The organism is Intestinibacter sp. (genome assembly GCF_034113885.1).
Taxonomy (GTDB): Bacteria; Bacillota; Clostridia; order Peptostreptococcales; family Peptostreptococcaceae; genus Intestinibacter.
Genome location: NZ_JAXEWM010000217.1, coordinates 17,325 through 42,177 on the forward strand (window position 1 = coordinate 17,325; position 24,853 = coordinate 42,177).

Genomic DNA, 24,853 nt, shown 5'->3' on the forward strand with positions numbered 1-24,853 from the left:
CTTTTTTTATATAAGCCACTATTTATTATTTAATTATTTTTGAATTACGTTAACTTTATCTTCAACTTCTTTGCATACCATAGCTATAAATTCATCTAATGCTAAGCTACCCATTTCACCTTTATCTCTAGATCTAACAGAAACAGCTTTAGCTTCAACTTCTTTTTCACCTACAACTAGCATGTAAGGAACTTTTTCTAATTGAGCTTCTCTTATCTTGAATCCTATTTTTTCTGCTCTGTCATCTATTTCAACTCTTAAGCCTTTAGCAAATAATGCATCTTTAACTTCTTTAGCGTAATCGTTAAATTTATCAGATATAGGAAGTATTTTAACTTGAGTTGGAGCTATCCAAACTGGGAATTTACCAGCATAATGTTCTATTAATATACCTATAAATCTTTCTATACTACCTAATAAAACTCTGTGTATCATAACTGGTCTATGTTTTTCACCATCTTGACCTATATAAGTAGCATCAAATCTTTGAGGTAATTGCATATCTAATTGGATAGTACCACATTGCCATGTTCTTCCTAAACAATCTCTTAAGTGGAAGTCTATTTTTGGTCCGTAGAATGCTCCGTCACCTTCATTTATTTCATAAGGTAATCCTAAGAATTCTAGAGCGTCTTTTAAACCATTTTCTGCTATTTCCCATTCTTCATCAGTACCCATAGAATCTTCTGGTCTAGTAGATAATTCTATTGAATATTCGAATCCAAATACTTTATAAACGCTGTCTATAAGTTTAACAACACCGATTATTTCATCTTTTATTTGTTCTGGCAGCATGAATATATGCGCATCATCTTGAGTGAATGCTCTAACTCTCATAAGACCATGTAAAGCACCTGATAATTCATGTCTATGAACTCTACCAAGTTCAGCAACTCTCATTGGGAAATCTCTATAAGAGTGTGGTTTAGAATTATAGTAAATTAATCCACCTGGGCAGTTCATTGGTTTTATAGCATAATCTTGTTCATCTATTTGTACAGTGTACATATTTTCTTTGTAGTGATACCAGTGTCCTGAAGTTTCCCATAATTTTCTATTTAAGATTATTGGAGTTTCTATTTCAACATATCCATCTTCTCTATGAACTTGTCTCCAGAATTCTAATAATGCATTTTTAAGTTCCATACCTTTTGGCATGAATAATGGGAATCCTGGTCCTTCATCTGGTATCATAAATAATCCTAATTCTTTACCTAATTTTCTGTGGTCTCTCTTCTTAGCTTCTTCCATTAAATGTAGGTATTCTTCTAAATCTTTATTTTTTTCGAAAGAAGTACCGTAGATTCTTTGAAGCATTTTGTTCTTTTCATCGCCACGCCAGTAAGCACCTGCAACGTTTAATAATTTTACTGCTTTAACCTTTTTAGTTGATGGAAGATGTGGTCCTCTACATAAATCAGTGAAATCACCTTGTTTGTAGAATGATATTATTTCACCTTCTGGTAATTCTTCTATTAATTCAACTTTGTATATTTCATCATTGTCTTTAGCCCATTTTAAAGCTTCTTCTTTTGGAAGTTCAAATCTTTCTATTTTTAAATCTTCTTTAGCTATTTTTTTCATTTCATCTTCTATTTTAGCTAAATCTTCTTCTGTTATTCTATGTTCTAAATCTATATCATAATAGAATCCATTTTCTATACTTGGTCCTATAGCAAGCTTAACATCTGGATATAATCTCTTTAAAGCTTGAGCTAATATATGAGCTGATGTATGTCTAAATACATCTTTACCTTCTTGATCTTCAAATTTGAATAAATTTAATTCACAGTCTTCACTTACTTCATAGTCAAGACCTACTGTTTCACCATTAACTGAAGCTGCAACAACAGCTCTAGCTAAACCTTCACTTATAGATTTAGCGATATCTAATACTGATACTTTGCCTTCGAATTCTTTAACAGAACCGTCTTTTAATGTAACTTTAATCATTTTTTGCCTCCTATAATTTTATATCCCAAAATAAATTTTAAATTTATAGTTAATCTAAATAAAAAAACTCGTCCCTAAAAGTTGGGACGAGTATTATTTCGTGGTTCCACCCAAGTTGATTTATTTAATAAAAATAAATCCTCTTGATGACTATAAGGTAGTCAACCGAACACTTTCACACTCTGTGCTAATAAGTTCCGCTCCAAGGTAGTTTTTCAATTTGATTATTTTATAAGGCTCGCAGCCAATGACCTTACTCTCTGATAAAATAGATTCAAATTTACTTGTCCTCTTCATCGCAAAATATTTTAATTGCTTTAACTACTTATGATTTAGATTATAACAGATACTCAAAAATCATTCAACCTTAAATATCAACAAAATTTTATATAAAATCATAAATTTTTATTTTTTATGAAAAGTCTTTTTTTAAATAACTACTGTTTAAAAGTAACCTTAACATTATTTTCAAATATTATTTTTATATTTTCTATAATTTCCTCAGAAATCTCATCTCTTAAATCATCTATTATCTCTATTCTCTTAGGACACAAGTTTATCAAAGTGCTTATTAAAAAATCTTCGTAATTTAAATCATCTTTAATAATCATGCTTACCATTTCCTCTGTATTATTATCCTTTATCTCGATTCCATATTGATCGTAAAATTTAAAATTACCATCTTGCATTATATGTATTATCAATAAATCGATTTTACTGTCTTGCGATTCTATAAAATATTTTAATGTATTTATAAATTGATTTTTATCTCTTTTTATTAAATATTCTTCGAGCGCAATATCGCTAATTATAGATATATACACTATAAAATCCCTCATCCTAAATCTAAAAAATCCATCTATATTGAGCGATTCTCCTGTATCTATAATTTCAACCAACTTATTGTAAATTGTATTTATTATAAATGGTTCTTTCTTATCGAGCAAATACTTTGCTTCTAGATATACTTTATCCTTTTCCTCATCATTTAAATTTCTGTAATTGTTCCATATGTATTCTTTTAAATTTTTATTTTTTAATATAATCAAAATTAGCTCTATGATTTTATTTGTTGTTTCTTCTTTACTATACTCATTTTCCATATCTATATTTACTGCCAAATCTCTTAAATGCTTATTACACATAATACACTTCTCCCTGTTATCCTTCATAAACAAATTTACTAGATCTTCATGCTGGGGCAAGTAATTTATATGTATTGTCTTATTTGTCAATATTATCGTCCCTTTCCATCAAATCAAAGGATAAATTGAAATATATCTATATAGTATTATGTCTATTTTTTATTTTTTAATTCATTTTTTATATGGAAAATTGTGTTATAGCCATTATTTTAATATATCTGGATTTTCAGCTACTTCTATTGCACTAAGTACTAAAGCCTTTATTGATTTTTGAAGTCTATCGTGCGCAACTTCACTATCTGCAACCTTTAAAAATCCTTCTTCATGTACAAATACCGGTTTACCTTCAGTTGCTTCTATTTCGCAATAGTAAGTTGGGCAAACATGAGAAACATTTCCTATATCACTTGAACCAGAACTTCCTTCTGGTTTTATAAATTCAGTAATTCCTGATTTTATTAGGTTTTTTTCAACTATTTTTCTTAAATTTTTATTGTTCACTAAATCATCAAATGAATTTTCAAAATTTGTATAAGATAATTCAGCTCCAGTCATAAGTGCTGCTCCCTTTGCACAATTTATAACCCTTTGAGTTAATTTATCTAGGTACTCTCTCTTTTGTGCTCTTATAGTTATTCTGCATTGTGCTTTGTGTGGAATTATGTTAGGTGCTTGACCACCATTAGTTATAATTCCATGAATTCTAGCATCTGGAGTTATATGTTGTCTAAGTGCATTTATACCTGCATATGTAAGCTGTACTGCATCAAGTGCATTTACACCTAAATGTGGACAAGCCGCTGCATGTGCTGCTACACCTATGAAAGTAAACTCTATAGAATCCATTGCTAAAGCTATTGGATCTAAGTTATTTACTCCTCCTAAATGCATTTGGAAAACTGCATCTATATCGTCAAATGCACCTCTATCAACCATATCACATTTAGCACCTACTGTTTCTTCAGCAGGAGTACCCATAAAGACTATAGTTCCTTTAAATAAATCCTTTAATTTGCTAAGAGATACGCAAGCGCCATAAGTTAACGCCGCAATCCAGTTGTGTCCACATGCGTGACCATTTTGGTCGTGATTTTCGCCATATCCTGGAAGAGCATCGTATTCTGCAAGAAAGGCTATTTTAGGGCCGTCTCCACATTTTAATTCAGCTCTAAATGCTGTTTCTATATCACAATAAGGATATTGAACTTCAAATCCATGCTCTGCAATTTTATCAACTAAATATTTTGATGATATATATTCTTTGTCTCCTAATTCAGGATGATCAAATATAAATTTACTGACTTCTTCAAATTCTGGTGAAAGCTTTTCTACTGTATCAAAAACTATTTTTTCCATTTTTATTCCTCCGTATACAATTATTTCTAATATAAATTGTATCACTCCGAAAAGCTAGAATAAAGAAAAAGTACCATGCTCTTTTCAAACATGGTACTTTTATTTTATCGTTCACCTTTTTTATATGGATTACCTAAAGCCGCTGGTGCCTTCGATGTTTTAACAAATAAAACTAACATTATTAATGTAACTACATAGGGCAACATAGATAATAGATTTTCGTTTATATTTATTCCTAATGTTGGATTTCCTAAATAAACTGTAAGTCCTGTCGAAAATCCGAATAATATACAAGCTGCTCCAGCCCACTGTGGTCTCCATTTACCAAATATAACAGCAGCTAAAGCTATATATCCTTGTCCAGATATTAAAGACGGTCTAAATGTTGAAACTATCGCCAAGCTCATAGACGCCCCACCTAAGCCGGCAAGTATTCCCGAAAGTATTACACTTATATATCTTACCTTCGATACATTTATACCCAAAGTATCAGCTGCACCTGGATGCTCACCAACTGCTCTTATTCTAAGACCAAACTTAGTCTTATACAATACAAACCAAACTACAAATATCATAGCCAATGCTATATAAGTAGTTGCGTAAGTATTAAATATAGTATCTAATATACTTCCATATTCAAAAACTCCATTAAAAGGTCTTGGTATTTTATTTTCCATAGGTATAGTCGGAGTTGTAACTGAACCATTAAATAATATTTTAGATGTAAATAACGCAACACCTGGAGCCAAAAGATTTATCGCAACACCCGATATAGTGTGATCTGCATTAAAGCTTACAGTTGCAATCGCATGTATTAACGCAAATAAACCTCCCGCTATTCCTCCTATCAAAAATGCAATCCATGGATTTCCAGTTAAAACCCCTGCTGTCGCTCCAGCAAACGCTCCTATTGTCATCATACCTTCAAGCCCTATATTTACTATACCTGAATTCTCCGAGAATATTCCTCCAAGCGCTGTAAATATAAGAGGAGTAGAATACATTAACGTCGTACTAAGGATTATTGCTAAATCATTCATTATTCACTACCCCCTTTACTTGTTCTTTTTTGTCTGATTTTTAAATATAAAATTCTAATGACACTAGTTAGTGCTATGAAGTAGACTATAGATCCGATTATTATATTGACTACCTCAGATGGAGCCCCAACTGACTGCATCTTTGTTCCACCGTATTTAAATGCACCGAATAATAATCCTGAGAATATGACTCCAATAGGATTATTGTTGGCGATAAGTGCAACAGCTATACCATCGAATCCATATCCTTCTTGTGCTGGAAGTACTGTTATAACATTAGTTACTCCCATAACCTGTATTGCACCAGCTATTGCAGCTAATAAGCCAGCTATTGCCATCGATTTTACCATAGAACTTCTTATATTTATACCTGCATATTCAGCTCCAAACTTGTTAAATCCAACTGCTCTAAGCTCAAATCCTAGAGTTGTTTTTTTCAATATAAATGCAATTATAAGAACTAGTACTATAGATATTATGATACCCCAGTTTACACTAGTAGCTGGACCAACTAAGCCTTTCATCCAATCTATGCTTATTTTCGCACTATCTTTTATTGGAACTGATGTCTCGCTGTTAGGAACCTTTAACCATGTAGTCATCAATATAAAATTACTAAAATAAAATGCTATCCAGTTCAACATAATATTTGATATAACTTCATTTATTCCAAATCTCGCCTTTAGCCAGCCTGATATACCTCCCCATAAAGCACCTGCTAAAGCAGCTGATATCAAAGTAAGAGGTATGTGTATAAACGCTGGTAAATCTACTCCTGCACCAACTAATACTGCAACTAGCGCCCCTATTATAAATTGCCCTTCAGCACCTATATTAAAAAGTCCTGTTTTATATGCAAATGCAATTGATAAACCTGTAAGTATTAGAGGTGTCCCTCTGATTATAGTCCACGCTATATACTTAGGCTTTCCTATTATACCTTCTATTAATGCACTGTAAACTGTAATAGGATTGTGTCCAGAAAGAATCAACGCTATAGCTCCGACTAAAAGACCTAAAACAACAGATGCTATTGAAAATATAAAAGTATCATTTATTATTTTTTTGCTTTTAAATAACTTATTCTCCACTATTAGCACCTCCTGCCATCATAAGTCCTAGAGCATTTTCGTCTGTTTCATCGGCATTTACAATTCCTACTATTTTTCCTTCGTACATTACTGCGATTCTATCAGATACATTCATTACTTCGTCTAGTTCTAGAGAAACTAGTAAAACTGCATTTCCTGCATCTCTTTGCTCTACCAACGATTTATGAACAAACTCTATAGCCCCAACATCAAGCCCTCTCGTAGGTTGAGTCGCTATTAAAAGCTGTGGCTCGTGATTTTCTTTTCTAGACATTTCTATATTGTTTACTTCTCTACCGATTATTATCTTTTGTTGATTTCCACCAGAAAGCGCTCTCGTTCTCTGAGTGTAATCTGTAGGTCTGACGTCAAATCTAGAAATTATAGATTTAGCATGTTCATTCATCGCATCTTGATTTATTATGAAATTTTTAGAAAATCTATTTTCTTTATAATTTTGTAAAATAGTATTTTCTGCAACTGTGAAGTCAAGTAGAAGACCTCTCTTATGTCTATCCTCAGGTATATTTTTTATACCCTTTTTAAATATTTGTTTTGGCGTATTGTTTTTCACTTCTTTGCCATTTATCTTTATACTTCCGCTATAAGACTTTCTAAGTCCAGTCAAAGCTTCTACTAGTTCACTTTGTCCATTCCCATCTATACCAGCTATTCCAAGTATTTCTCCTGCTTTTACTTCTAATGATAGATTGTCTACAGCGTTTATTTTTCTATTGTCTTTTACTACTAAGTTTTCTATTTTTAGCACTGTGTCTGTTGGTTCAGATGCTTTTTTATCGACTTTGAAATTAACCTCTCTACCGACCATCATAGTCGCTAAATCGTCCTCTGTTACCTCGTCAACTTTTACAGTGTCGATATATTTTCCACGTCTTATAATCGTGCAATGATCTGCTATTGCTTTTATTTCCTTTAATTTATGCGTGATTATAATGACTGACTTACCTTCTTTAGTTAAATTTCTTATTATTTTTATTAAGTCTTCTATCTCTTGTGGTGTTAAAACTGCTGTCGGCTCATCAAGTATAAGCATATCTGCTCCTCTATATAGAGCCTTTAATATCTCTACTCTCTGTTGCATTCCGACTGATATATCGTCTATTTTAGCCATTGGATCTACTGACAGACCGTATTTTTTAGATAACTCCTCTACATCTTTAATAGCCTTTTTCATATCTAAGGCACCCATAAATTTAGTAGTTTCACTACCTAAAATTATATTTTGAGCGACTGTAAAGGTTCCAATCAACATAAAATGCTGATGCACCATACCGATTCCCTTTTCAATAGCAACAGTAGGGTTTTCTATATTTGTAAGTTCTCCATTAATATAGATTTCACCAGAAGTAGGAGTATATAGCCCATATAAAATATTCATTAAAGTTGATTTTCCTGCTCCATTTTCTCCTAAAAGAGCATGGATTTCACCTTTATGTACAGTCAGATTTATATTGTCATTTGCTACAAAATCACCAAACTTTTTAGTTATATTTTTCATTTGTATACTTTTATGACTATACTCTATATAACTATTTTCCATGATATACCTCCTTGCTATTCTCCAAATATTTCTTTATATTCTTCGGCATTTTCTGGAACAGTTATTTCACCATCTTTTATCTTTTGAGCTTCCTTTTCAACATAGTCAAGTATATCCTTTGGAACGTTTTTGTCAGTACTATCTGCTATACCTACACCGCCACTAGCAAGTGTATTTATTACAACCTGACCACCTTTATAAGTTCCGTCTATTAATTGACCTATTAAATCAATAACTGATACATCTATGTTTTTTACTGCTGATGTTATTACATTATCTGGAGCTAAATCATTTTGGTCTGTATCAACACCTATAGCCATCTTGTTGTTTTCCTTAGCTGCTTCTATTGCTCCTGTTCCAACTGCTCCTGCTGCTGTGAATATAACATCTACACCGTCTTTGTGCATTTGGTTTGCTATAGATTTCCCTAATGCAGAATCGTTGAAGCTGTTTGCACATCTATCTATTACTTCACAATCTGGGTTAGCAGTCTTAACTCCGGCTTTATATCCGTATCTAAATCTATTTAACACTACACTATCCATTCCAGAAATATACGCAACCTTGTTTGTTTTAGTCATCTTACCTGCTATTAATCCTGCTAGATATGACGCTGTATTATCTTCATATACTAATGAAGTTACATTTTCTGGTTGTTTTTCATATGCATGGTCTATTATTGCAAATTGCTTTTCAGGATAATTTGCTGCTGCTGTTTCTATAGCATCGGCAATTTTGTATCCAACACCAATTATTAAATCTAAATCCTCTTCTACAAATGTCTCTATATTAGGAGCATAATCTGCATCCTGATTAGATTCTAGGTATTTAACTTGGACCTTGTCTTTGCCGTATTTTTCTTCGGCCTTTTGTAAGCCTTCCCAAGTAGATTGATTGAACGATTCATCATTAACACCACCTGTATCAGTGATCATCCCTACCTTGTATATTTTCCCATCTTCAGATACATTATCTGTATTTCCTTTATTAGTACATCCAACTGATAACGAACCTATCATCGTACATATAAGTCCAATTGCAAGTATCTTTTTTAATTGCATAGTATCCTCCTAAAGCTGTCTATTATATTTTTATTTTGTGCAAATTTTTGTATATTATTTATAACTAGATAGATATTTTGATTTTAAATAAATAACTATCAAGTATCTCTACTCAATAGCTATTTATTTGAAAACTATTTTCCAACTATTTCTTGGTATTCTTTTTCATTTGACGGAACCTTAATTTCTCCATCTTTTATCTTTTGAGCTTCTGCTTCAACATACTCCATAACGTCTTGTGGAACATTTTTACTTGTTGTATCAGATAATCCGACACCACCACTAGCAAGTGTATTTAATACAACCTCGCCACCTTTGTAAGTTCCATCAATCATTTGTCCAACTAAATCAATAATTGATACATCTATATTTTTCATAGTTGATGTTATTATGTTGTCTGGCGCTAGAGGACTTTGGTCTACATCGACACCTATAGCCATTTTGTTGTTTTCCTTAGCTGCTTCTATTGCTCCTGTTCCAACTGCTCCTGCTGCTGTGAATATGATATCTACTCCATCCTTGTGCATTTGGTTAGCTATAGATTTTCCTAATGCAGAATCACTGAAGGTATTAGCATATCTAGCTATAACTTCACAATCTGGATTTGCAGCCTTAACACCTGCCTTATATCCATATTCAAATTTAGCTAATACTGGACTCTCTATTCCACCTATAAATGCTACTTTATTTGTTTTAGTCATTTTACCTGCTATTAATCCTGCTAAATAAGATGCTGTATTATCTTCGTACATTAATGATGTAACATTTTCTGGTTGTGTTTCATATGAATGGTCTATTATTGCAAATTGTGTATCAGGATAATTTTTAGCTGCCGTTTCTATTGCATCGGCCATTTTATAACCAACACCTATTATTAAATCTAAATCCTCTTCTACAAATGTCTCTATATTTGGAACATAATCAGCTTCTTGAGTAGATTCTACATATTTTACTTGTACATTATCTTTGCCGTATTTTTCTTCAGCCTTTTGTAGACCTTCCCAAGTAGATTGGTTGAAGGATTCATCGTGTACCCCTCCTGTATCGGAGATCATACCTATTTTATATACGTTCTCTTCTTTCGCCGCATTATTACCGCCGCATCCAACTAGTAATGAACTCATCATAACTATTGAAAGTCCTGTCATAAATAATTTCTTAAATTGCATATTTTCCTCCTGTAGTTGTCTATTATTTACTATTTTTATTTTGTGCAAATTTCTATATATTATTTATAAGTCAAATTAATCTTATTTAATGTATATTAATTTAAATATTATTGTATATTTAAATTAATATATTTGTTTTATATGTCGAAATAGCACGAATTTTTATGTATTTACATTATCCTATTTTCTTTTTAAAAAATCAATACTTATTTTTCATATTTTAAATCTTTATTCGTATTTTTCCATAAAAAAATAAGCTGTAAAATAAATATCTGCTTTACAACTTATTTAAATAATCCTATGTATTATATATTTTTGCCAATAACTAAAATATATTATTTTTTAAAGCTTAATATTCCTAAAACTCCAGGTCCTGAATGTGAGCCTATACAAGAACCAATTCTAAATGTTCCTATCTTTTCAGGATTGTATTTTTCTTTTAAAACCTCTATTAGTGCATCTTTTTCTTTTACATTGTCCATATACCCAACGTACATAACTTTATTGTCGATTTGACCATTAGTTAATTCTTCTGTAGCTTCAATTAATTTATTTATAATGTTCTTCTTACCTCGAACTTGACCTAGCTGAGTAACTAATCCATCCTTTACTTCACATATAGGCTTTACATTTAATATATTCCCTAAAACAGCTTTTGTAGAAGATATTCTACCTCCTTTTTGAAGGTGATTTAAAGAATCTATAGAGAATACTAGACAGTATTTTTCTTTTATCAAATCAAGCTCTGGAATTATTTCTTCAACACTCTTTCCTTGTTCAACTAGCTCAGCAGCTCTTAATACAAATATTCCAGCTCCAAAAGTTAAATTACTTGCATCGTATAAATATATTTCTCCATCTGTGTCATTCTTAGCCATAACTGCACTTTGATAGCTTCCAGTAGCATTTGCTGATGATGCTACATAGAAAATTGTTCTTCCTTCAGCTATATATTTGTCAAATACAGTTTTAAATTGTCCATATGTTACTTGTGATGTCTTTGGATATACTTTTTTATCTTCTAATATTTTATAAAATTCATCTAACTCAAAATCTATTCCATCTTTGTATTCTTTATCTTCTAATATTACGGTTAAAGGTAAAACCTCTATATCGTACTTTTCTATTTGTTCTTTAGTTAAATCTGACATACTGTCACAAATTATTTTTATCTTGCTCATAGTTAAAAACTCCTTTATTATAAAATTGCTATCTCATTCCTGGATATCCAATTTGTCTCATAGCTTCATATACTACTACAGCAACAGAATTTGATAAATTTAAACATCTCGCTTTTTCTAAATTCAACATAGGTATTCTAATACAATTTTCAATATTTTTTTCTATTAAAGCGTTTGGCAGTCCCTTTGTTTCCTTTCCAAATACGAAAAAACACCCGTCCTCATATTCTACATCTGAGTGAGCTTTAGTTGCTTTTGTTGTAGCAAAATAATATTTTGCATCTGGATATTTTTCTTGTAATTCCTCAAAGCTATCGTAATATCTTATTTCTGAAATATCCCAATAATCAAGTCCACATCTTTTTAAATATTTATCCTTTAATGAAAACCCTAGAGGTCTTATTAAATGTAAAGTTGTTCCTGTATTTGCACAAGTTCTTATTATATTTCCAGTATTTTGAGGTATTTCAGGTTCTACTAATACAACATTTAATGACATTTTTTCCTCCTTATACTAATATACTTATTAATTATTTGCATAAAAATTTTTATAAAATTATAAACCTAAGCTTTATTATATCAAAAAAAGTTACTATTTAAAAACTTCATTTGTTTATTTTAATTATTTCGTCACGAGGCGGATAATAGCTAGTATTTATTAGCTCCTTTTTTAAAACCTCTCCGTCTAATTTGTATAAACGAAAAGTATTTACAGTATATCCTAATTTTCCCTCTTGTTCAACCACTTCCGTTCCTTTTTGTAAACTAGAATCTTGCTTATATATTTTCTTATTTTTAATAACCTTTACTACCTCCGTCTTAATTTCTATGTTCTTTTTGTCTTCTCCGCTTCCATATATACTCGATACAATCCTGCCTTTGAAAACTTGATTGTATATTATTATTGGAGTTTTATTCTTATTTTGAAATACAAAATCGATATATCCGTACGATACAGTCGCATCTCTTCCTTTATTAGCATATAAGCTAGGTATGGAGTGATTTGTCACATCAACTATATCCATTCCTGCGTATAATGCTGCATTATAAATAGTAGTGGAAACCTGACATATTCCACCACCTAAGCCTCTTCCTGGTTTTCCATTTAAAATAATCGGCGCATTTTTTAGCCTACTTCTCGCTCCTGTACTTTCCAGTATATTATTAAAAGAAAATTTCTCGTCTGTATTTACAATTATATTGCTAGTTGAATTTGCAGCTACACTTATATTATCTACCCTATTTGTATTGTTAGGATTAAAATAAGTCTCATATGTGCCTAATAAGGTGTTTATTTTTTTTAGTTGCGAATATGTGTATTTAGGAGCTATAGTTTTTATCGGTATTTCAGCCTTTTCACAATTTAAATTTTCTATTTTATAAGTTATGATTTCTTTTAATTTATTTTTATCTATAGTTTGTCCATAGCTATCCTCTGTCACAATTATCTCTCCATTTGAAATCTCTGCTGTTGCATCTACTGGAGCTATATAAATTTTTGAATTGAGATCATCTATTAGTTTGTCTATTTTTGAAATACTATAACTACAATCAAATGGAACTATTTTCTTATCACCTCTGCGTAAACTTATCCTTGTTTTTATATCTGAAATTATATCTTCACTTCTTCCTACTTTATAAGCCTGCTCAATTAAATTATCGACCTTATAATCTACATCAAATTTACTTTTATCTATTATTATCTCTTGATTTTTGTAAATTAATACAAAGCATCTATTTTCTTCTATATAAGAATTCACTTTTTGCTTTGCTTCTTCTCTAGTTAAGCTGGATAAATCGATATTATCGATATATACATTTTTATAAATTTTTTCATTAAAATTAAAAGCATCTACTATATCAGCTTTTCCTATTATAAAAACAATTACTAATATTACTAAAAGTATAAGTCTCTTCAACGCCGTCATTCCTTCCTTTATAGTAATTAATAGTATCCTCAAATAAACTCCTAGTCTAGCTCATTATTATAGTAATCACAATCCTCTTTTATTGGACATATATCACATTCCGGCTTTCTAGCCTTACACATTCTTCTTCCATGGAATATAAATAGATGATGCGAATGAGACCATCTATTTTTAGGAATTGCCTCCATCAATGCAAACTCTGTTTTTTCAGGAGTTTTAGTGTTTACGATTCCTATTCTGTTGGTAACTCTAAATACATGTGTATCAACTGCTATAGCATCGTGGTTGAAGGCATTACTCAAAACTACATCGGCAGTTTTTCTTCCTACTCCTGGAAGTGTAGTTAATTCCTTTAAGGTTTGAGGTACTTCTCCATCGAAATTTTCGCATATCATTCTAGATGTTTCTCTTATTTTTTTTGATTTACTCTTGTAAAGTCCACAGCTTCTTATTTCTTCACTTATTTGTTCTTCTGTTAAATTTGCAAATTGCTCTGGTGTATTGTATTTTGCAAATAACTCCTTAGTTACTTTATTTACTCTGACATCTGTACATTGCGCAGATAATATAGTTGCTACTAAAAGCTCAAATGGAGTTTCGTATTTTAACTCACATTGCGCATCTGGATATGTTTCTTCTAATTTATCTAATATTTTATTTACATCTTTCATTTTTAAGTCCCCCTTGGTTATTCATTTCTATTTTATAAGCTTAAATCGAAAACTACAATACCTTCAAAATTCTAAATTTAAGCTTTTTTTTATTTCATCTATAAATTTATTATCTATAAAATCTCTCAATATATTACAAAATATTTTATTTATATTTTTCCTTTTTCGTCAAAAAAAATCAATTTTGAGTATAGTAATATTCCCAAAATTGATTTCTTATTTTCAATTCAACTAATTTTTAAATAAATGTATTTCATATCAGAAAATTACATTTCTTTATTTTTACACTGGCTGTATTTTGTCAGTTTATCCATAGATAATTTTTTTATAGTATCAAATTTTTCATCTGTTAATATTTCCATAGCTTCTTCTACTTTGTTTACTTTATAAATATGAAATTTTTTAGTTTTTATTGCTTCTTCAACTTCTTCACATAGCACTAAGTTATCTTCATTATTAGCAGGAATAATCACTCCTTGATCACCTGTAAGACCTTTGTTCTTGCAGCAATAATAAAAGCCTTCAACCTTTTTAGTTATCCCTCCTACCACCTGAATCTGACCTTTTTGATTAATCGAACCAGTTACTGCTATATTTTGCTTGATTCCAATATTACTCAAGGAGGATAACAAGGCATATAATTCCGCAGACGATGCACTATCTCCATCTACACCACCGTAATTTTGTTCAAAACAAATATAGGCATTTAAAGATAGAGGAAACTCCTGAGCAAAATTTTCTGCTAAATATCCTTCTAATATTAATACCCCTTTATTATGAATAGAACCACTCATTTTGACTTCTCTTTCAATATTTACAATGCCCCTGCTTCCACATGCTGTCGTCACTGTTATTCTAGATGGCTTTCCAAATGAGTGTTCCCCTGTACTCAATACAGATAATCCATTTATTATACCTACTTGCTTTCCTTTTATTTCTATTAATGTGTTTTCTCTATTGTAGGATTCATCTATTTTTTGTTCTATTTTATTTATTCTGTGTTTTTTCTCGTATATAGCCTTTTCTATGTGATTTTTTTCTATATACTCCGAATTATCCATAGCTGCATATAAATTTGCTTCATTTATTATTTCCATTATTTTATTAAAATTTGTAGATAGCTTATTCTTATCCTCTACCATCTTCATACTCTGATCCATCACTCTTGTAACGGCCTCATAAGTCAGATGCTTATAATTATTTTTTCGACATTGGTATGAAATAAATCCACTTATAGCGTCTTCATTTTCCTCTGTTTTATCCATTTCATCGTCGAAATCCACAAATACCTTAAAATACTTCATAAATTCAGGATCATAGTAGTAGATAAGATTGTATAAATAATGACTTCCTATAAGGATAATTTTTAAATCTAATGGAATTGGAGTTGGATTTATAAATCCTTGACCTTCTATTTCTATTTGACCGCTTTTGAGAGTTTGCTTTAATATTTCCCATGAATTTGCATATCTCAATAATTGATCTGCATATAAAATCAAATATCCTCCATTTGCCTTGTGAATTGAGCCTGGTATTATTTTTGTAAAATCTGTTTTTAAGTTTCCGTTTTGGTATTCGTATTCTGCTTTTCCAAATAAATTACTTGGCTTTGGATTGCTTTCTATAATTATAGGAGAAAAATTCTCCTTGCTTACAAATAAATTGACCTCGTATTTTGATAAATGGTTTTTATCGTATTTTTCCTTTAAATCCTCCTCGTCTAAATAAAACAAATATATATACTCTAAAATATCCTCCTCTAAATCCTTCAAATACTCGACTACTTTTTGATTATCGCTGTATTTATTTTTAAGTACTTCTACACATGGAAGTACTACCATTTTTCCCATTTGGCTCTCTGTATCGATTACAACCTGTTTTATTCGTTCCTCTAATGCCTTTAATTTATACAAAACCTGTATTACCATTTCCTCTAATTCCGTCTTTGTCTGATAAAATTCCTCAGCTGAGGTTTCCTCCTCATAATTATCGTCTATCGGAACAAATATAAAGCTTGAGCTACTACTTTTTAGCTTAAATCCTTTTTCCTTTCCATATTGCTTGACGCTTTTTAATAATTTTTCTTTTTCGATTTCATAGCTCTGAAGTAGCTTGTTTTTCGTCAATTCATATTCTTCATTTTCAAATGTGTCGTTTATTTTATCTGTCAGATTGTCGATTAGATTTTTGATATCATCTTTAAATTCTTTACCACTTCCAGCAGGAAAATCTATAGCAATAGGACATCTAGGATTTTTAAAATTATATACATAACACCAATCTTTAATTCTACCCTGGTCTATTTCCTGTGATTCTATCGCTTTTATTGTGTAAGTAATCCTTCCACTTCCACAATCTCCTGAAACATATATATTATAAGCTGGATTATTCATTTTTAAACCTAATGTCATCGCCCTTACTGCTCTTTCTTGACCGATAATACCATCATTAGGTTCTATCTCAGAAGTATTACTAAATTTTCTCATAGTCCTCTCCCCTCAACACAATAATATTTTCAACTTATTTAATTATATGTTTCAGTTGTATTATTAATTATGAATATTTATTTTATTTAGCAAATTTTTTAAGAGTTAATTTTATTTTTGTCTAAAATTATATCCATATTTCTCTTGATAATTTTTCTTCCTCTCCAACTAAAAGCTTTATTTTTATATCTTCTTTTAAATTCTTTATTCGAAATTTCGTCTATTTCATTTTTATCTAAATTTGTAATTATAGCTTGATTAAATTCTTCTATTTTTGTAAGCTCTATATTTTGATTATGTGGACATACATCTTGACATATATCACATCCAAAAATTTTTCTATTTTCTCTTAATAAATTTACTTCCTCTTCTGATAGCTCATCCTTTTTCTGAGTTATGTAAGAAAGACATTTTCTAGGATCCATTTCAAAATCACCTAAAATTGCATTTCCCGGACAATATTTGACGCATTTATTACATTTTATACAAGTTTTTTCAACAGGCTCATCAGCTGGAAAATCATAATTATTTACAATATACGCTATAAAAATATAAGAGCCGTATTTATCCGTGATTATATTGTTATTTATTCCAAAATATCCTATCCCACTTAAATAAGCTAAATATCTATCTACTAAGGGTCCATTATCTGCAAAAATTTCGTATTTGAAATCCTCGACCTCCTTTTGAATATCCAAACATACCTCAGTCAAAAGCTTCTTTGTGACAATATGATAATCCTCGCCATAACAGTATTTAGATATATTAGCATCATCGTATTCTCCAATATAATACGGAAACGCACAGACTATTATGGATTTAACATCCTCCATTATTAGCTTAGGATTTATCCTCTTTTGAATATCCTGCTCTTCCATTCCTGTCAGATGACCTTTTTGCTTTCTATCTATCAAAATTTTCTCCAAATCAAAATAAGGTCCAACAGGCGCAATCCCCATAATATCTATATTTTTACTCTCGCAAATTTCCTTCAATCTATTCTTATTCATAAAATATCCTTTCATAAATTACAATTTCGACTTATAATAACTAAAGGTAAGGGAGTGATAACTTGATAAAAATAACAATCCCAGGTAGACCTATTAGTAAGTCTAATTTTAAACTTCATAATATTCACGGTCAAGCCTGGATGCCAGCAAAAGGAAAGCATTCTAAATATTTAGCTTATGAAAATATGATTGCAGGATATATAAATCAACAATATCAAGGCGAACAAGTAGAAGAGGATCTAATCACCGTTTTAAAATTATACTTTCCTGATAGACGACGAGGTGATTTACACAACTACCCTAAAAGTATCTGTGATGGAATAGAAAAAAGCGGTATGATAAAAAACGATAAGCAGCTTAGACCTGTTTTACTATTCGACTATATAGATAAAGAAAATCCTCGTGTTGAAATTTACTTGTATCCTGTATCTAAATACGATGTATCATACAATATAATAGAAAAATAAATTTTCATATATTATTTTAAAAGAAAAGCTAAACAAAAAATCAGCTATAGGCTTGATTTTAATTGTGACAGGAACATTACTATTATTAGTATAAAATCTATAAAACATATCAAAAAAGGAAATCACAAATCTACTTAAGTAAATCTATGATTTCCTTTTTCATATATTACAATCTATTTTTCCAATACCTTAACTACATTTTTTAACATATCTCTTATATGTAATTCATATGGACATCTAGTTTCACATTCACCGCATTCAACACAGTTACTTGCTTTTCCATCCCCTAAAGCATTATATCTTTCAACAGCCCAATCTTGTAATCCGTATCTAGTATAGTATCCTTCTAATAAGAAGTTTTGAGGAATTATTACACCTTGTGGACATGGTAGGCAGTATTCGCATCTTCTACAGAAATTAGTTCCTAATTCAGCTTTGATTTTAGCTATTTTAGCATTATCTTCTTCTGTTAAAGTTGCATTGTTTATTACTGCAGTATTTTCTCTAACTTGTTCTGGTGTATCCATACCTGGTATAGCAACATCTATATAGTCTTTTGATAATATATATTTCATTGCTAATGTACCATCATTTATTGCTCCACCAGCTAATGGTTTCATAGTTATAGTTCCAACGCCTTTTTTATGTGCTTTTTGGAAAATTTCATCTGCTTGGTTTTCTACTATATTGTAAGGGAATTGTATACTTTCAAATTTTCCACTTTCAACTGCTTTTTCTACTGTTTCTAGGCCATGACTTGTTATACCTATGTGTTTTATTTTTCCAGCTTCTTTGGCTTCTACTAGAGCTCTGTAAGCTTTGTCTTCTCCAAATATAGAATCATATTCTGCAGGCTTTACATTGTGCATTTGATATAAATCTATATAATCAGTTTGAAGATTTTTTAAGCTTATTTCTATGTCTTTTTTCATTGATTCATAATCTCTAGACATTGATTTAGTAGCTATGTAGAATTTTTCTCTTCTACCTTTTAGTGCATTTCCTAAATACTCTTCACTTACTGTATAGCCTCTTGCAGTATCTATGAAGTTAACACCACATTTTTCCAATTCATCAATTACCTTATTAGTTTCTTCTTGGCTTATTCTTTGTATTGGAATTCCACCGAAACCTACTCTTTTTATCTGCATACCTGTTTTACCAAATTCTCTCATAATAAACAACCTCCATTTTTATAACATGTAATTTAATAAAAAAAGTACCAACATAGTTGATACTTATTCTGTAACATCGTCATTAAGATCCGTAGGTATTGCTACCATTACTAAATCATGTTTCTTTTGTTCATCATTTTCTTTTCTATTTGCTAAAATTTCTGAAACTTTTGCTTTCATAGTATCTTGTAATTCATCTATTTCTGCATCTGTTAATTGTATATTTCTATATTCTAAAACCTTGTCTAATTTTAATGTTCCTTGTTCAACTGCATCGTAGAAATTTTCTACTGTGTTTTCAAAGTCTGAAATTGAAACAGTTCCCTCTTCACTTGCAGGGTCTAAAGTATAATCGATTATTTTTCTACTCATAACAACATTATTTGCTGTTGGATAATAATATTTTTCAACTATACCTGATTTAATTTTTTCTTCTACTAATTCTAATATCCCTACGTTATATAATGTTTTGATATGATAATTTATCTTAGCATGTGGTTCATCTAACATTTCTGATAGTTGTTTTGCAGATAATGGTTCTTTATCAAAAGCATTTAGTATATCTATTCTTCTTGGATGTGCAATTGCTTTAACACACTCTAAGTCGCGCAATACTAACAAATCTTTCATTTTTCTTACCCCCAAAAAAGTCACTTACTTACTTAATATAAAAATAATTATATATTAAATATATATAATTGTCAAAAAAAACATAATACATACTTTTATCGACAAATTCTGTAATATTTTAAATATATAACCACAATTAAAATATTTTGAATAATCTAAATTTTGCATACTCATATATTACATTATTTATAATTAAATTTCAATATAAACATAATATAAAAAAAAATTTTTTTTCATATTGTATTTATTATAATTATAATATTATATATATATATTTATATACAAAAATAAGGACTAATTTATAAAACTAAATTAATCCTTATTTTACAATGTATATAGTTTTAATTAATCTACTATTTTACTTCCACCTACAAATTCTCTAATTATTGCTGTAGGAGGTATATCAGATAAATCATCTAATTCTACAAAATACTGTAAGAATTTTAGAAGTCTTTTAGCTTCTATATAAGCTTCACTATATTTATCTATCTTTTCTAATAGAGGTTTTACATATGTTTTCAATAAAGCTAGCTCATATACACAAGCTGTATTAAACATCAAATCAGCCTCCTCTTGGTAAGGGAATATGTTTTTTTCTTCTCCTCTTCTTACAGAAGGCCATCCCTTTATTGTCATCTCTGCAGTATGACCTCTAAACTGATTATCTCTGACAATTCTTCTTATCAATCTCAAATCTGTAGTCGGAATTCTATTATGGTCATCTAAATTTACTTGTGTTAATACACTTAAATAAATTTTAAATTTTTCACTGTCTGGTATTGAAGATGTAAGCAATGGATTCAATCCATGAATACCTTCTAATATTATAGGTTGATTTTTATCTATTTTTAGAACCTTTCCTTGTTCGCTTTTACCTGTCATAAAATTGTACTTAGGAAGCTGAACCTCTTTACCTTCTAGTAAATCACTTAAATCCCTATTAAATCTATCCAAATCTATAGCATATATAGATTCATAATCAGGTTTTCCAAATTCATCTAACGGTGTCTTATCTCTGTCTATAAAATAGTCATCTAATGAAATAGATATTGGATTTAAATTATTAACCTTTAGATGAATACATAATCTTGTCGCAAAACTTGTCTTGCCTGATGAAGACGGTGCAGCTATTAGGATTATTCTTTTGTTTTCTTGTTTTATTATATCGGCAATTTGTCCTATCTTTTTTTCATGTAAGGCTTCAACAATTCTTATTATCTCTCCGTATTTTTTTTCTTCTATTATTTTATTTAGAGATAATACTTTATCTACACCCATTAAATCAGACCAATTTTCTGCTTCCTTGTATATATTTGCAAGCTTTGGCTGAGGGACAAATTTTTTAGGTATTTGTTTATTATCCTCACTTGCCGCCATTAAAATTACACCATCTTGATATTTAAATAAATCATAGGTTTTTATATATCCAGTTGAAGGCATCATATATCCATAAAAATGATCTAGATAAGTATTACATCTATAGATTTTTACAGTGTCCTTTTCCTTGTACTTAATCAATTCAGCCTTTTCATATAATCCCATATCTTCAAATATTTTTATGGCTTCCTTTTTCGTATATAACGTCTTTTCTATAGGATAATCTTTTGATATAATTTTATCCATTTTTTGTTTTATATTAGAAATATCTTCATCTGTAAGCTCTCTATTTAGATGTATTTCACAATACACTCCTTTAGATAACGAGTGCTCTATTACAACTCTGCTGTCCTTGAACAAGCATTTACATGCCATAATAAAAATAAGATTTAGCGTTCTAGTGTACACTCTAAGTCCATCTGGTGTTTTTGTATCTAAAAATTTTATAGTACTGTCTTGATTTATATAAGTAGTTAATTCCTTTAACTCGTTATCTACTATAGCTAGAGAAATATATCCTGAGTGTTCCGTTTCAAAATCCTTAGCTATATCTGATAATCTAATTCCCTTTGATGGATCTTCTACTTCGTATTTCTTTATCTGCCCATTAACATTTAAATTAATCATAGCCATACTCCTTTTTGCAAAAATCTTTATTCTAAAATATAGATTTTCTTATATTATTTATTATTCACATTCACCTATTTATGTACCTAATTAATCTATAAGACTTATGTCATTAAAAGGATATAATCTTACAAAAACCTTTCCTTCTACATCACTTACATCTACTAAACCTACTTTATCGTATCTACTGTCTAAGCTAACCTCTCTATTATCGCCTAATACAAACAGTTTGCCTTCTGGAACTACTAAATCTATTTCTCCTTCAGTGTACATTCCAGTTTCTAGATATGGCTCGTCTAGTAAATTCCCATTTACAAAAACTTGTCCTCCTGTTATTAAAACCTCGTCACCTTCAACTCCAATAACTCTCTTAACTAAGTCCTTATTTGAACCGTCTTCTTGTTCTAAATCAGATTTAAATACTATGACATCTCCATTTTCTGGTTGTCCTATTTTATATCCAATTCTATTTATTATTAAGTAGTCATTTTCATGAAGTGTAGGAACCATAGAATCACCTCTAACTAAAGTAGGTTTTATAAATAAAGTTATTACAAATGCTAATATAATAGCAAGTCCAAAAACTTTTATCCATTCGATTATACTGCTTTTTAAGCTTTTATTTTCTTGTTGATTGACTTCTTTTTTACTCATAATACCATCTCCTATTTATTAGTTTAGTTGATTTTTAATAATTTATCCTTAACCCCTTTGGATAGTGGTTTTTTAGTACTCCATTTGATTCCTTACCCCATCCTAAAGGTATTCCTTCAACAGCTACAACAACCCAACCTCGACTCTGACCTGTATTTATTACATTACCTCTTAAGTAATCAAATACCTCTTTATCATCTAAGTTGAAATTTTGTATATTTTTTATTTGGTCTAATTTTAAGTAATGTGATAATGCATGCGAAGGCTCAAATCGATTTTTCTTTAGTACACCTAAATGAAGACCATATCTCAAGACCTTTATTTTATCTAGGTTTGGGCATTGATCTGGAAGTAAATATAGATTTTCTCCTCTGAGCATGTATTTATTATCAAAATCTACGTTTAGGAATTTTTTTTCAAAGCTTTTATATTCTTTAAGCTCGTTGTTTAATTTTTTTATTTTCATTTCCTTGACTCTACAGTCTTCATCATCTAATTTTTGAATTTTAGCAACAAAGTGACCCTCTCCCTTTATTTTATGAGGCCATAATCTCTCCTTTGTTATCAGAACTGCACCTTCAGTTTCTTCTATAAATTCATCTATTACATCTTCATTTTCCTCTGTTGAAAATGTACAAGTGGAGTATACTAAAATTCCGCCCTTTTTAAGCATTTTATATCCATCTCTTATTATTTCCTTTTGGATAGATTGACATTCTAGAACCTTACTGTAGCTCCAATCCTCTATTGCAACTGGATCCTTTCTAAACATACCTTCGCCTGAACAAGGTGCATCTATTACCATTTTATCAAAGTATCCAGTAAATACCTTTCTGAGCTTTGTAGAATCTGTATTTGTTATTATACAATTTCTAGCGCCAAATCTCTCTAGATTTTCTCCCAGCGCCTTTATTCTAATTGGGTTTATCTCGTTTGATACTAAAATTCCTGTATCATCCAATTGAGATAATATATATGTAGATTTTCCTCCTGGGGCTGCACACATATCTAATACCTTGTCCCCTTTTTGTATATCGAGCTTTGGAACTACACTCATAGCTGATGGCTCCTGTAAATAGTATGCACCCGCTTCGTGAAGAGGGCTTTTACCTGGTCTACAGCTATCTTCATCGTAATAAAATCCTCCTTTTGCCCAAGGAATCTCTTCTAATTCAAATAAATTTAAATCCTTTAATTTTTCCTCAGACATCTTCATAATATTTAGTCTAAGACCTGTTGTCCTCTTTTCGTTATAGCTATTTATAAATTCTTCGTATTCATCCTTTAATACGACCTTTACATCTTCTAAAAATTTCTCTGGTAAATTAATCAAATTATTTTTCCTTTCTATATATTTTATTCTCGCTAATATTTTATATTCTCGTACTTTATGGCTTTTTTAATTTTAACACTATTTCGGATATATTTAACAATAAATTTTAATTATCTTCTATGTTTTAGTCTATCAAAAAATCGCTTCTTTGAATATAACATATATTTATTAAGTTTATTTAAATTTACTTTAGCTAAAATTATTATATATAGTATAAAAACTATAATAGTCCATCTATATTCTATCATCAATATAAAATCAAAAATACCGTGAAGCAATATTGGAATCAAAAAAGTTAAAAATAAATCCTGTCTTCTCTTGACCTTATTTTTTTCAAACTTATATTTCGATAGATAATATCCCATAGTAATCGCAAACATAATATGTGCAGGAATAGATATACATGCCCTAACAAATGCTATCTCAAATAATGAAAATACTTTTTCGTAACTTACATAAATTACATTCTCGATAGTAGCAAATCCTAGCGATAAAAAAACAGAATATATTATCCCATCTAGCTTCTCATCGTAGGACTTTTCTCTCTTTGTGAAAAAAGTCAATACAATCCCCTTCAATATTTCTTCTGTACAGCCTGCAACTATAAACGCAGTATATATCAACTTCGTCTCATCTATAAATATATTTTTTCCTATTAAAAACTTTTCTATAATTATGGCAAAAAAACTAATTATTATTCCAAAAATAAAATACTTTAAAAGTACATGAATGCTCTCCTTGTTGTACTTATCCTTATAATAAATCCACAGTATAAAACAAATCACAGGTAAAAAAATCAATAAAAAAGTCAGCATACAATTTATTTCCCTTCTTTAAATTAATTCCTATCAAATATCTTTTCACAAAAAACTGACTCTATTCATAAAATAAATAATAGAATTATCAACAAATAACTAGCGATATATAAGCACAATATA

Annotated in this window: 21 protein-coding genes and 1 other annotated feature; of the genes, 1 reads left to right on the forward strand and 20 read right to left on the reverse strand. The window is 30.0% G+C overall.

The annotated features are described in order from the left end of the window. Positions 1–33: 33 nt before the first annotated feature. From thrS to queG, 14 genes are all read right to left on the reverse strand, one after another. Complete coding sequence (gene thrS / locus SPD90_RS13205; RefSeq protein WP_320925531.1) at positions 34–1,953, reverse strand: threonine--tRNA ligase; 1,920 nt, start codon at positions 1,951–1,953, stop codon at positions 34–36. Positions 1,954–2,032: 79 nt separating this feature from the next. Continuing rightward, positions 2,033–2,259, reverse strand: a binding site (T-box leader). A 131-nt stretch (positions 2,260–2,390) separates the two neighbouring features. Next, positions 2,391–3,098, reverse strand: coding sequence for a putative sporulation protein YtxC (locus SPD90_RS13210; protein WP_320925532.1), 708 nt, complete (start codon positions 3,096–3,098; stop codon positions 2,391–2,393). A gap of 204 nt (positions 3,099–3,302) precedes the next feature. Continuing rightward, on the reverse strand, positions 3,303–4,454 hold the full coding sequence (locus SPD90_RS13215) for a M20 family metallopeptidase (RefSeq protein ID WP_320925533.1): 1,152 nt from the start codon (positions 4,452–4,454) through the stop codon (positions 3,303–3,305). 104 nt (positions 4,455–4,558) lie between these two features. After that, a complete protein-coding gene (locus SPD90_RS13220) occupies positions 4,559–5,494 on the reverse strand; it encodes an ABC transporter permease (protein WP_290693721.1) in 936 nt (311 codons plus the stop codon). Further along, entirely contained in the window at positions 5,494–6,585 is a 1,092-nt protein-coding gene (locus SPD90_RS13225; RefSeq protein WP_320625759.1) for an ABC transporter permease, read from the reverse strand. The genes SPD90_RS13220 and SPD90_RS13225 overlap by 1 nt, the downstream gene beginning before the upstream one ends. Next, complete coding sequence (locus SPD90_RS13230; RefSeq protein ID WP_320925534.1) at positions 6,575–8,146, reverse strand: ABC transporter ATP-binding protein; 1,572 nt, start codon at positions 8,144–8,146, stop codon at positions 6,575–6,577. Before SPD90_RS13230 ends, SPD90_RS13225 begins: the two co-directional genes overlap by 11 nt. A 14-nt stretch (positions 8,147–8,160) precedes the next feature. Continuing rightward, the gene (locus tag SPD90_RS13235; RefSeq protein WP_320625761.1) at positions 8,161–9,207 is read right to left on the reverse strand and encodes a BMP family lipoprotein; all 1,047 of its coding nucleotides are present in this window, start codon (positions 9,205–9,207) and stop codon (positions 8,161–8,163) included. A 134-nt stretch (positions 9,208–9,341) separates the two neighbouring features. Beyond that, positions 9,342–10,376, reverse strand: a complete 1,035-nt coding sequence (locus SPD90_RS13240; protein WP_320625762.1) for a BMP family lipoprotein — start codon at positions 10,374–10,376, stop codon at positions 9,342–9,344. A 335-nt stretch (positions 10,377–10,711) separates the two neighbouring features. Next, positions 10,712–11,557 carry a DegV family protein gene (locus tag SPD90_RS13245; protein WP_320625763.1) on the reverse strand — a complete coding sequence of 282 codons (846 nt, stop codon included), beginning with the start codon at positions 11,555–11,557 and terminating at the stop codon, positions 10,712–10,714. A 28-nt stretch (positions 11,558–11,585) separates the two neighbouring features. Then, positions 11,586–12,056 carry a tRNA (uridine(34)/cytosine(34)/5-carboxymethylaminomethyluridine(34)-2'-O)-methyltransferase TrmL gene (trmL, locus tag SPD90_RS13250; protein WP_320625764.1) on the reverse strand — a complete coding sequence of 157 codons (471 nt, stop codon included), beginning with the start codon at positions 12,054–12,056 and terminating at the stop codon, positions 11,586–11,588. Positions 12,057–12,162: 106 nt separating this feature from the next. Next, the gene (locus SPD90_RS13255) at positions 12,163–13,518 is read right to left on the reverse strand and encodes a VanW family protein (RefSeq protein WP_320925535.1); all 1,356 of its coding nucleotides are present in this window, start codon (positions 13,516–13,518) and stop codon (positions 12,163–12,165) included. Positions 13,519–13,526: 8 nt separating this feature from the next. Then, positions 13,527–14,156 (reverse strand): endonuclease III, encoded by a 630-nt coding sequence (gene nth / locus SPD90_RS13260; protein ID WP_320625766.1) that lies wholly within the window; start codon positions 14,154–14,156, stop codon positions 13,527–13,529. A 266-nt stretch (positions 14,157–14,422) separates the two neighbouring features. Further along, complete coding sequence (locus SPD90_RS13265) at positions 14,423–16,642, reverse strand: ATP-binding protein (protein ID WP_320625767.1); 2,220 nt, start codon at positions 16,640–16,642, stop codon at positions 14,423–14,425. A gap of 98 nt (positions 16,643–16,740) precedes the next feature. Continuing rightward, entirely contained in the window at positions 16,741–17,652 is a 912-nt protein-coding gene (queG, locus tag SPD90_RS13270; protein ID WP_320925536.1) for a tRNA epoxyqueuosine(34) reductase QueG, read from the reverse strand. A 62-nt stretch (positions 17,653–17,714) separates the two neighbouring features. Between queG and SPD90_RS13275 the strand changes: the two genes are divergently transcribed. Beyond that, the gene (locus SPD90_RS13275) at positions 17,715–18,119 is read left to right on the forward strand and encodes a RusA family crossover junction endodeoxyribonuclease (protein ID WP_320625769.1); all 405 of its coding nucleotides are present in this window, start codon (positions 17,715–17,717) and stop codon (positions 18,117–18,119) included. 173 nt (positions 18,120–18,292) lie between these two features. On the opposite strand, the gene SPD90_RS13280 is transcribed toward SPD90_RS13275, so the two are convergent. The 6 genes from SPD90_RS13280 to SPD90_RS13305 all read right to left on the reverse strand — a co-directional run bounded on the left by SPD90_RS13280 (position 18,293) and on the right by SPD90_RS13305 (position 24,730). Beyond that, positions 18,293–19,294, reverse strand: a complete 1,002-nt coding sequence (locus SPD90_RS13280; RefSeq protein WP_320625770.1) for an aldo/keto reductase — start codon at positions 19,292–19,294, stop codon at positions 18,293–18,295. A gap of 63 nt (positions 19,295–19,357) precedes the next feature. Next, positions 19,358–19,924, reverse strand: coding sequence for an ArsR/SmtB family transcription factor (locus SPD90_RS13285; RefSeq protein WP_320925537.1), 567 nt, complete (start codon positions 19,922–19,924; stop codon positions 19,358–19,360). 345 nt (positions 19,925–20,269) lie between these two features. Beyond that, the gene (locus SPD90_RS13290) at positions 20,270–21,934 is read right to left on the reverse strand and encodes a nucleoside kinase (protein WP_320625772.1); all 1,665 of its coding nucleotides are present in this window, start codon (positions 21,932–21,934) and stop codon (positions 20,270–20,272) included. Between the two features lie 84 nt (positions 21,935–22,018). Continuing rightward, entirely contained in the window at positions 22,019–22,582 is a 564-nt protein-coding gene (gene lepB, locus SPD90_RS13295) for a signal peptidase I (protein WP_320625773.1), read from the reverse strand. Positions 22,583–22,616: 34 nt separating this feature from the next. After that, complete coding sequence (locus SPD90_RS13300) at positions 22,617–23,915, reverse strand: RsmF rRNA methyltransferase first C-terminal domain-containing protein (RefSeq protein WP_320925538.1); 1,299 nt, start codon at positions 23,913–23,915, stop codon at positions 22,617–22,619. Positions 23,916–24,025: 110 nt separating this feature from the next. Then, positions 24,026–24,730 (reverse strand): PrsW family intramembrane metalloprotease, encoded by a 705-nt coding sequence (locus SPD90_RS13305; protein WP_320925539.1) that lies wholly within the window; start codon positions 24,728–24,730, stop codon positions 24,026–24,028. Positions 24,731–24,853 lie beyond the last annotated feature (123 nt).

Coding starts and splice junctions, on each gene's coding strand:
- SPD90_RS13215 (WP_320925533.1), bottom strand. CDS start 4,454: ATGGAAAAAATAGTTTTTGATACAGTAGAAAAGCTTTCACCAGAATTT.
- trmL (WP_320625764.1), bottom strand. CDS start 12,056: ATGTCATTAAATGTTGTATTAGTAGAACCTGAAATACCTCAAAATACT.
- SPD90_RS13245 (WP_320625763.1), bottom strand. CDS start 11,557: ATGAGCAAGATAAAAATAATTTGTGACAGTATGTCAGATTTAACTAAA.
- queG (WP_320925536.1), bottom strand. CDS start 17,652: ATGAATAAGAATAGATTGAAGGAAATTTGCGAGAGTAAAAATATAGAT.
- SPD90_RS13210 (WP_320925532.1), bottom strand. CDS start 3,098: ATGTGTAATAAGCATTTAAGAGATTTGGCAGTAAATATAGATATGGAA.
- thrS (WP_320925531.1), bottom strand. CDS start 1,953: ATGATTAAAGTTACATTAAAAGACGGTTCTGTTAAAGAATTCGAAGGC.
- SPD90_RS13220 (WP_290693721.1), bottom strand. CDS start 5,494: ATGAATGATTTAGCAATAATCCTTAGTACGACGTTAATGTATTCTACT.
- SPD90_RS13305 (WP_320925539.1), bottom strand. CDS start 24,730: ATGCTGACTTTTTTATTGATTTTTTTACCTGTGATTTGTTTTATACTG.
- SPD90_RS13265 (WP_320625767.1), bottom strand. CDS start 16,642: ATGAGAAAATTTAGTAATACTTCTGAGATAGAACCTAATGATGGTATT.
- lepB (WP_320625773.1), bottom strand. CDS start 22,582: ATGAGTAAAAAAGAAGTCAATCAACAAGAAAATAAAAGCTTAAAAAGC.
- nth (WP_320625766.1), bottom strand. CDS start 14,156: ATGAAAGATGTAAATAAAATATTAGATAAATTAGAAGAAACATATCCA.
- SPD90_RS13285 (WP_320925537.1), bottom strand. CDS start 19,924: ATGAAAGATTTGTTAGTATTGCGCGACTTAGAGTGTGTTAAAGCAATT.
- SPD90_RS13240 (WP_320625762.1), bottom strand. CDS start 10,376: ATGCAATTTAAGAAATTATTTATGACAGGACTTTCAATAGTTATGATG.
- SPD90_RS13290 (WP_320625772.1), bottom strand. CDS start 21,934: ATGGCTATGATTAATTTAAATGTTAATGGGCAGATAAAGAAATACGAA.
- SPD90_RS13230 (WP_320925534.1), bottom strand. CDS start 8,146: ATGGAAAATAGTTATATAGAGTATAGTCATAAAAGTATACAAATGAAA.
- SPD90_RS13235 (WP_320625761.1), bottom strand. CDS start 9,207: ATGCAATTAAAAAAGATACTTGCAATTGGACTTATATGTACGATGATA.
- SPD90_RS13280 (WP_320625770.1), bottom strand. CDS start 19,294: ATGAGAGAATTTGGTAAAACAGGTATGCAGATAAAAAGAGTAGGTTTC.